Origin of the sequence: Halomonas sp. PR-M31 (assembly GCF_001039575.1) — a bacterium.
Lineage (GTDB): Bacteria > Pseudomonadota > Gammaproteobacteria > Pseudomonadales > Halomonadaceae > Modicisalibacter.
In genome coordinates this window covers 1-9067 of record NZ_JIBT01000087.1, presented here as the reverse complement: position 1 = coordinate 9067, position 9067 = coordinate 1, and the positions used below count along the sequence as shown (strand labels likewise).

Annotated in this window: 7 protein-coding genes and 2 pseudogenes; 5 read left to right on the top strand and 4 right to left on the bottom strand. The window is 56.4% G+C overall.

Features of this window, described 5'->3' with window-relative positions:
* Positions 1–563: NAD-dependent epimerase/dehydratase family protein (locus CH74_RS17380; RefSeq protein ID WP_048308803.1), on the bottom strand; the 563-nt coding region annotated here is incomplete at its 3' end.
* Between the two features lie 370 nt (positions 564–933).
* Here CH74_RS17380 and CH74_RS17375 point away from each other — a divergent pair.
* Complete coding sequence (locus CH74_RS17375; RefSeq protein WP_048308802.1) at positions 934–1512, top strand: manganese efflux pump MntP family protein; 579 nt, start codon at positions 934–936, stop codon at positions 1510–1512.
* Between the two features lie 6 nt (positions 1513–1518).
* Here the strand turns inward: CH74_RS17375 and CH74_RS17370 are convergent.
* Positions 1519–2447 (bottom strand): annotated as a pseudogene (locus CH74_RS17370) (AEC family transporter).
* Between the two features lie 184 nt (positions 2448–2631).
* On the opposite strand from CH74_RS17370, the gene CH74_RS17365 reads away from it, so the two are divergent.
* From CH74_RS17365 to sodC, 3 genes are all read left to right on the top strand, one after another.
* Positions 2632–3621, top strand: a complete 990-nt coding sequence (locus CH74_RS17365; RefSeq protein WP_048308801.1) for a cation diffusion facilitator family transporter — start codon at positions 2632–2634, stop codon at positions 3619–3621.
* 176 nt (positions 3622–3797) lie between these two features.
* A complete protein-coding gene (gene metF, locus CH74_RS17360) occupies positions 3798–4637 on the top strand; it encodes a methylenetetrahydrofolate reductase [NAD(P)H] (RefSeq protein WP_048308800.1) in 840 nt (279 codons plus the stop codon).
* 76 nt (positions 4638–4713) lie between these two features.
* Positions 4714–5238 carry a superoxide dismutase family protein gene (gene sodC / locus CH74_RS17355; protein ID WP_048308799.1) on the top strand — a complete coding sequence of 175 codons (525 nt, stop codon included), beginning with the start codon at positions 4714–4716 and terminating at the stop codon, positions 5236–5238.
* 98 nt (positions 5239–5336) lie between these two features.
* Here the strand turns inward: sodC and CH74_RS17350 are convergent, their stop codons facing one another.
* Positions 5337–7538, bottom strand: a complete 2202-nt coding sequence (locus tag CH74_RS17350) for a TRAP transporter permease (RefSeq protein WP_048308798.1) — start codon at positions 7536–7538, stop codon at positions 5337–5339.
* Between the two features lie 84 nt (positions 7539–7622).
* Positions 7623–8648, bottom strand: a complete 1026-nt coding sequence (locus tag CH74_RS17345; RefSeq protein ID WP_048308797.1) for a TAXI family TRAP transporter solute-binding subunit — start codon at positions 8646–8648, stop codon at positions 7623–7625.
* A gap of 237 nt (positions 8649–8885) precedes the next feature.
* Here CH74_RS17345 and CH74_RS17340 point away from each other — a divergent pair.
* Positions 8886–9067: pseudogene (locus tag CH74_RS17340) on the top strand (superoxide dismutase); the annotation flags it as partial.

Sequence of the window (9067 nt, the reverse complement as noted above, 5' to 3'; positions counted from 1 at the left end):
CCCCAGGGGCCATACACGGTAAAGAAGCGCAGTCCCGTCGTGGGCAGGCCATAAAGGTGGGAATAGGAGTGGGCCATCAATTCGTTGGATTTCTTGGTGGCGGCATAAAGGCTGACGGGCTGATCGACGCTGTCCTCGACGGAAAAAGGAACCTTGGCATTGAGTCCATAGACCGAACTGGATGACGCGTAAACTAGATGACCCACCTGCTGTTGGCGACAGCCTTCCAGCACGTTTAGATGCCCAATCAGGTTGGACTGGCCATAGACATGAGGATGCTCGAGGGAGTATCTCACACCGGCTTGAGCGGCAAGATGTACGACACAATCGAAATCGGATTCCGCGAACAGACGTTGCATACCCAGTTGATTTGTCAGATCCATCTGTTTGAAACGAACGTTGTCGAAGGTCGAAAGATCGCTCAATCGCGCCTGCTTGATGGCAACGTCATAGTACTCGTTGAGATTGTCTATTCCGACAATATCATGCTGCGTGTCCTCTGCGAGTCGACGCGCTAGAGCATGGCCGATAAAGCCTGCCATGCCAGTAATGAGGACCTTCATGCATTACTCCCGAGGATATGCGCAATCAATGTGTATCGATGAACTCAAGGAAATCGCAAGCTTTCAATGGCGACACACCACTGTTGGACGATGGCTATTTGTATCCATATGGGTGTTAAAGAAAACATAGGGATCAAAAACGACATAGTTTAGCCGTTCGATGAAGAAATCGCGTGTGCAATTTACTGGTACGACGGCAGTCTCTGACTGAGTCGATAGTATCAAGTTCACTTTGACGCACGATGGCCGTGCCATTGATTGGCTTGATCGGAAATGCAAAACGATCAAGCATGGCTGTGTGTATCGGCACTATATTCCGGGCCGCTACTTGGGGCATCATTTGCACTGCCATTGTCACAGGATTGAGTTGATGTCCCTTGTATCGAACTTCTTCATGGCCGTTGGCCTATCAGCGGATGCCTTTGCGGTGAGCGTCGCGCGGGGTGCCTGCAGTGTGAGAGCCGATCTGCGTTTAGCGGTTCGAACAGGACTGGTGTTCGGTGGCGTCGAGGCCAGCATGGTCTTGCTGGGATGGTTGTTGGGTTCGAGTTTCGCCGGCTTGATTACCGACATCGATCACTGGATTGCACTATTGCTGCTAGGTGCTGTGGGCGGTCACATGATTCACGAAGGGATTAATGACGCTAGCGATAGCGACGCCTGCAATGACCCGTCACAAAGTGGAGTAAAGATGCTGCTCACGGCGTTGGGCACCAGTATCGATGGGGCAGCCATTGGCGTGACCCTGGCCTTCATCGATGTTCCCATCTGGCATGCCGTCGCCATCGTGGGAGTCGTCTCCTGCTGTATCAGCACTCTAGGGGTGTTGATCGGTCCACGAGTCGGCGCGCTGATCGGGCGTCGCGCCGAAGTGCTGGGTGGCTTGGTGCTGATCACCATCGGCCTATCGATCTTCTATTCGCACATGCATGCGGCCGGCGCACTCTGAAAGCTTTCATTGAAGCCCACTCAACGGCAGTAGAATTTTCAGATAAAAAGGAATCAGCAACGGCGCCGCCAGGGTCGTCAGCAGTACGGCAATCGCTCCTTTTTCCGGACCTATGTTCAATTCCATGGCGACTACCACCACGTTGGCGGCCATGGGGACGATGCCCAGCAGCAGTAGCGCCAGAGCCAGCGTCTCGGAAATTCCAATACTCGCTTGCAAGAGCAGAACCGCAGCCAGACTGATCATCGGCCAGAGCACATAGCGAGCCGCAACGCAGGCGGCAATGAAACGGGCGTCCACCTCCCGCAGGGTCACCCGACCCAGGGTCATGCCGATGATCATCATGCCCAGCACCGTGTAGCTGTACTTGAAGTAATCGAGCCCCTCCATGATGGCACCGGGCACCGTCAGGCCGAGTCCGCTGACCAGCAAGGCAGCAGCGAAGGCGTAGATCAAGGGCAGGCGCAGGATCTTGGCAAGGCTTTCGCGTATCGAGAATCGCCCTCGTGCGCTCAGATAGTAGCCAACGGTGAATTCATACAGGGTGATGCCCAGCAGGGAGAACAGATACAGGGTCACACCTTCTGGTGGCAACAACACCATGGCGACTGGCAGGCCAAAGTAGCCGGTATTGCCGGTGCCCGCCGAGAAAGCCAGCAGCGCGGCTTCTTCAGGTGCAAAAAAGGGCCGTGCCAATAGACTTACCATCAAACCGATGGTACTGGCCAAGACAAACAGCGCTGCGGTCAGCAGCAGGTAATCGACGCTGGGGCCGCCCAGGGTCAAACCGCGGAAGAAGGTCAGCGGGGCGATGATGTAGATCAACAACGTGGCAATTGGGCGCGGGTCCAATGATAGGCGCTTTGCGCCGAGCAACCCAGGCCAACAAACGCCAGCAGCATCCACAGGGGTTGGGAAAGATCGATCTCCAGCATCAGCGATTCCGTATATTCGATGACTCGTGAACGTCATGGTGCCTATAAAACCGCGTAAATGGCAGAAAATGGCGATATTGATGTCGGTTTGGGTTGACGATAGGCATCTAGAGAGCCATATGACGCCTAGGCCAAAGGAAAACGTTACACTGGCGCTATCGTTCAATACCGACGGAGTTTATAGATGGCGCACCACGAATCGTCGCAGAGCGATCATTCACACAGTCATGCACATGGTGATTCTCACAGCCATTCACACGGGCACGACCATGCCCCCAACGTGTCCGCCGATAGCGAGCGGCGCGTTTTCTGGGCCATGCTGCTGACCGCAGGCTTCATGTTCGCCGAGATCGTGGGTGGCATCATTTCGGGATCACTTGCGCTGCTCGCGGATGCCGGACACATGTTCAGCGACAGCGCTTCTCTTGCCATGGCGCTCGTGGCCTTTCGTTTGAGTTCACGCTCGCCGGATCATCAGCGCACCTTCGGCTACCAGCGCTTCCAGGTGCTTGCAGCCTTCGTCAACGGCCTGACGCTGTTCGCGATCGCGATCTGGATATTCTATTCCGCCATTGATCGTTTGATGACCCCGGTTGCGGTCATGGCGACTCCCATGATGATCATCGCGATCCTTGGGCTTTTCGTGAATATCATCGCTTTCGTCATACTTCATCGTGGTGATGGCGAAAACCTCAACCTGCGCGGTGCCGCCATGCACGTCCTCGGCGATCTGCTGGGCTCCGTTGCCGCCATCGTCGCGGCGGTGATCATCATGTTCACCGGCTGGAATGCCGCTGATCCGATTCTGTCGGTACTGGCGGCGGGGTTGATTCTGCGGGCTGCCTGGTCGATCGTGCGTCGCTCTGCTCACACCCTGCTCGAAGGCACGCCGGACGGCGCCGATGTCTCTGAAATTCGCAGTGCCTTGGAAACGATCGAGGAGATCGAGAGTCTTCACGATGTGCATCTCTGGGGGCTGACGCCCCAGGACCCATTGCTCAGCCTACATCTTGTGGTACGCGACGATGCCGATCACGCCGAGGTACTACGGAAGGCCTATAGCGTGCTGCGCGAGCGCTTCGGTATTACCCATGCCACCTTGCAGATCGAAGGCGAAGCCTGCTTGACCGGCGGCGACTGCGAAACGACATTCTTTTCTGGAGCGGCGCGTTAGGCTTTATTGAATACGTCGACATCACCGATATGAATGATTTCGAAGTCGTACCGCGAAACTTTCATTGGTTCCTGATTCCGACAGTGGGCACAATATCAGCATCAATAGGTCTTGAAGGCTGAAGTTGAGCACGCCTGCCAAAAGATGATTGAAAAATATTCATGAGGCCGCTATCGATGAGTACGCAAGAACACCCGCTGGGAATCAGCTTCGAATTCTTTCCACCGAATACCGATGTCGGCCGCGAAAAGCTGGCACATACACGAGATGCCTTATCCGAGCGTAATCCCCACTTCTTCTCGGTGACTTATGGGGCAGGGGGATCGACCCAGGCGCGCACCGTCAATACCGTCAAGCAGATCAGTGAGTCCGGTATCACTACCGCGCCACACTTTTCCTGTGTCGGGAGCGACAAGGGCGAGCTGCGCGATCTTTTGGGAGTGTATCGCGAGCGCGGTATCGATAGTCTGGTGGCGCTGCGCGGCGATCTGCCCTCCGGCATGGGCGGCATGGGCGAGTTGCGCTATGCCAACGAGCTGGTCGAGTTCGTCCGTGCCGAAACCGGTGACCATTTCGAGATTGCCGTGGCGGCCTACCCCGAGTCACATCCTCAGGCACCGAGCTTTGATAAGGATCTGGAAAACTTTGCACGCAAGATGCGCGCTGGCGCCAACCTTGCCATTACCCAGTATTTCTTCAACGCGGATGCCTATTTCAACTTTGTCGATCGGGTACGGGGCCTTGGCATCGAAGCACCTATCGTGCCGGGTATCATGCCGATCACCAATTACACCAAGCTGGCACGTTTTTCCGATGCCTGTGGCGCCGATATCCCGCGCTGGATCCGCAAGCAGCTCGAGGCTTACGGTGATGATAAAGAGAGCATCGAGGCCTTTGGTGAAGAGGTGGTATCACGACTTTGCCAGCGCTTGCTCGAAGGCGGGGCGCCGGGCCTGCATTTCTATACGCTAAACCAAGCAACGCCGAGCCTCAGGGTCATCGACAATCTTGCCTGAGTATTTCAAGGTTGGCAGAACAAGGCTTCTTGACTAGGCTGTAAGCTTGATTAGTACTCACGGATAGGAGGAGCAGATGCTACGTTCAAAGCTACTACTGGGTGTAGGCGCATTGTTGCTGGCAGGTGCAGCTCAGGCCGAGCAAAGTATCGAGATTCATCAGGTCAGCGACGACGGTGTTGGCGACAGCATCGGTACCGTTCAGGTCGAAGACACCGATCATGGGCTGCTGTTGACCCCGGATTTGAGTGATCTGGAAGAAGGCATGCACGGTTTTCATGTGCATCAAAATGCCAGCTGCGAACCCGGCGAAAAGGATGGCGAAATGACGGCGGCGGTAGCCGCCGGTGGGCATTTTGATCCGGAAGATACCGGTACGCACCAAGGGCCCTATGGCGAGGGTCATCTAGGCGATCTGCCGGTACTCATGGTTGGTGAGGACGGTAATGCCATCACGCCGGTACTGGCACCGCGTCTGGAAGTATCGGATCTGCAAGGCCATGCGGTGATGGTTCATGAAGGCGGCGACAACTATTCCGACGAGCCCCATCTTGGCGGCGGCGGTGCGCGAGTCGCCTGTGGTGTCATGAGCGAAAGTTAATGCCTGACTAATTTGTTTGGCGATGACAACGGCCCCGTCAGAATCCCTGACGGGGCCGTTTGTTTTGATAACTAGCGATGAGTCTTTCAAGAGACGCGTCAGGATTCGGCGACCGAAGCCTTGCCTCCCGGAGACGATCCCCGCTGTATCAGAAATACACCGACACCGATCGCAAGTCCTGCCAGATCGCTCAAAATTCCGCCGTAGATCATGCAGACCGCTCCCACCAGCAGAAGAAATCGTATTGGCGCCTTGATCGGCCCAAAGAACCAACCCTGCACGGATGCCGCCAACAATACGATACCCAACGTCGCGGTAAGCCCGACCCGCAGGATCTGCAGCCAGGAACCTTCCATCAACATCGCCGGGCTATAGAAGAACATGAAGGGCACGATGAACGCGGCCAGACCGATCTTGAAAGAGGTTACCGAGGTCTGCATGGCGTTGGCGCCGGAGATACCCGCCGCCGCGTAAGAAGCCAGGGCCACCGGGGGGGTAATGGCGGAGACCACGGCGAAATAGAACACGAAGAAATGCGCGATCAGCGGCTGAATGCCAATATCGATCAAACCCGGTGCAACGACCGAGGCCGCCACCGCGTAAGCGGCAGTGGTTGGCATGCCCATGCCCAATAGGATGCTGATGAGCATGGCAAATACCAGCGCCAGTAGCTGGCTGAATCCTGCAAGACCCAGCAGCAGCGACGAGAAGCGTGACCCCACGCCGGTCAGCGAAATGACCCCGACGATGATACCGGCGCAGGCACAGACCGCGATGATCTGAATGGCCATGTTGCTGGCCAGCTGCAGCGCCTTCAGCACGGAGCGAAGCCCCATCTTGTGGGGCGAAAGCCAGCTTACGACCGCGGCAGAGGCGGTGGCCAGGGTGCCGGCCCGAATCACCGAATAGCCCATGAACAGCGCGGCAATCAAAATGATGATCGGCGCGAACAGATAGACTTGCTTGATCAGACGGGAGAAGCGCGGAATCTCGTCTTCGCGCATGCCCCGCATGCCTTTATAGGCCGCCTCGAAATCCACCATGAAATAGACCGAGGCAAAATACAGCACGGAAGGTATCAATGCGGCGATGGCGATCTCGGTGTAGGGGATGCCGGTGATCTCCGCCATGATGAAGGCGCCGGCGCCCATGATCGGCGGCATGATCTGGCCGCCGGTGGAGGCTGCTGCCTCGATGGCGCCGGCGCTGCGTGCGGGATAGCCCACCTTCTTCATCAATGGAATGGTCAGCGAGCCGGTTGAGACCACGTTACCCGCGCTGGTGCCGTTGATCATTCCCATTAGCCCCGAAGCAAAGATGGCCACCTTGGCGGGCCCGCCTCGGGAGCGGCCGGCACAGGCAAAGGCGAAGTTGACGAAGTAGTCGCCTACTTTGGAGGCCTGCAGGAAGGCGGCAAAGATGATGAAGAGAATGATGTAGGTGGAGGATACCGCGACGGTAGGCCCAAGAATGCCCGCGTCAGTATAAACCTGACTGAAAAAGCGTCCCAGTGAGAGCCCCGGATAGCCCAGGAAACCTGGCAGATAGGGCCCTGCAAACACATAGACCAGGAAAATGGCCGCGATGATGACAAGCGCCAGCCCCGCCACGCGGCGCGTCAGCTCTAGAATCAGCAGTGAGCCGGCAATCGCGGCAAAGGTAATGCCGATTGGAGCAAAGGACGTGCCCGTGGACATGCGCAGCGGCGTGTTGTAGATCACTAGCAGATAGCCGGCGCTTGCCAGCGCGCAAACCATCAGCACAATATCTGGCGGGCTCAATCGATAGCGCGCCTGACGATAGGTCCAGGAAAGCACGATCGCGGCCGCGGTGGCGAAAATCAGCGGATAGCCGAAATGCCAGGTCTCCACGGCAGGCTCGATACGCATGGTCTCGCCGCTCAATGTCTGATACATCAGGCCGACCTGGACCAGCGCGTAGAGCGCCGGGACCAGCAGTATCAGGCTGAGATAAGTCGCCCAGCGCCCGGTCGGCCGAGTTTCGTCTTCGGCAAATCTTGCGCCGGTATAAAGCCCATAGCCGAGAATCAAGGCACCGCAAATGTGAATGATACGAAACGACCAGGTCTCTAGGGGAAAGATGTTCAGGGAGACAAGATGAAAAGTGGAATAGACGACCGCCAGGATTGCGAATAACCACCAGCGCCAGCCTGCCAGCAGACGACGATTGGGTTCGACGACATCGTCATCGACGCCTTGGGCAACGGCCTCTGTTTCAGTAGGTGGGTTGGCGTCTTGAGAAGTGTTATTTACTGAACGTTCGTCTGAAGGAGGGCTCATGCGGGATCACCGTCGAGTGGTCATGACTAACTGGGGAGCGATGCCGGTAAGCATCGCTCCCGAACGGATCGAAGGCGTCCGGCCTTATTGATGAATCATGTCCTCGGATATTTCGTATCCATTCTCCTTGTACCAGCGTGCCGCGCCGGCATGGAAAGGAATGACCTCGTTGTACTCGATGTTCTCCGGCACCGTGGTTTCGGCACTGCGATGGATCGAGCGCATCTTGTCGTTATTTTCCATGGTGATACGGGTGGCTTCGTAGACGAGGCTTTCTGGCAGGTCGCAGCTTGCGATCGCGAAGTTCCACATCGACACGACGTCGGAGTCTTCCTGCAGGGTCGAATAGGTGCTGGCGGGAATGGTGAACTCGGATACCGGGAACGCATCGATGGCCTTGGCCTGCTCTTCGTCGGTGAATTCGATGATGTTCACATCGGTCTGGACTTCGAGCTGGCTGACCGCGGGGATCGGGATACCCGCAGCAAAGGCGATGACATCGATCAGGCCATCCTGAAGCTGTCCTGCCAGATCGTTCCAGCCCCCGTTGCGTCGCTCGAAATTCACCCCCAGCTCTTCGAGAATGGCCGGGAAGTAGGTGTCCGAAGTCGACCCCGCAGGCCCAAAGCCGATGGTGGCGCCATCAGGAATTTCGGAGATTGAGGTGATACCGGAGTTGGAAAGTGCGGTGATCGAGAAAGGTGTTTCGTACATGGGGAACATGGCACAGACATTGTCCATGACGATCCCCGGGGCCAGCGGACTCTTGCCGGAAAGCGCATCGCTGGCTGGCCCCATGGTGGTCAGGCCAAAGGCGACTTCTTTATTGTGTACCAGGGCCAGGTTCTGAGTCGGCCCACCGGTGACTTCACCGCCCCCGGAAAGCCCCAGCTGATCGGCGATCAGGTTGGCCCAGCCGGAACCGTAAACGAAATAGGTGCCACCCTGACTGGCGGTACCCACGGTAAAGCTTTGTGGCCAGCCTTCGCGATCGTCCTGAGCCTGAGCGCTGCCGATAGCGGCTAGACTTAGAATTAGAGAGGTGGAAATCAGCGTTTTGGTAAAACGAGGGTTAGTGCGGTGGGAATCGGTCTGCTGTTGAATGCACATAGGACACTCCATGCTTATTGTTCTGATTGATAATCGACCTGTCATTTAAATCACTAATCGTCATCATTTGTAAACTGAACGAACGTTGAATGCGCTTGTATGGTGGTTATCTCGTGTATGACATCGATCAAGTTTTTCTGATATTTCTCTACTGCCTCGGTATGCGACGTGTTGCCAGCTGTCAGCAAGGTTGGCTAGCCTTGAAGCGGTACGTTCAACTCAAGGGCAGGAGTGGATATGAGCCATTTACGTAGTTTGATGTTTGCCATCGGCGGTTCCTTTGCGCTAGTTGCCGGCGCTCAAGCCGCTCAGCAGATCGAAATGCATGAAGTCGATGATCAAGGTGTCGGTAACAGCATCGGAACCGTCAAGATCGAGGACAGCCAGTACGGTTTACTGATTACCCCGGATCTGGCAGG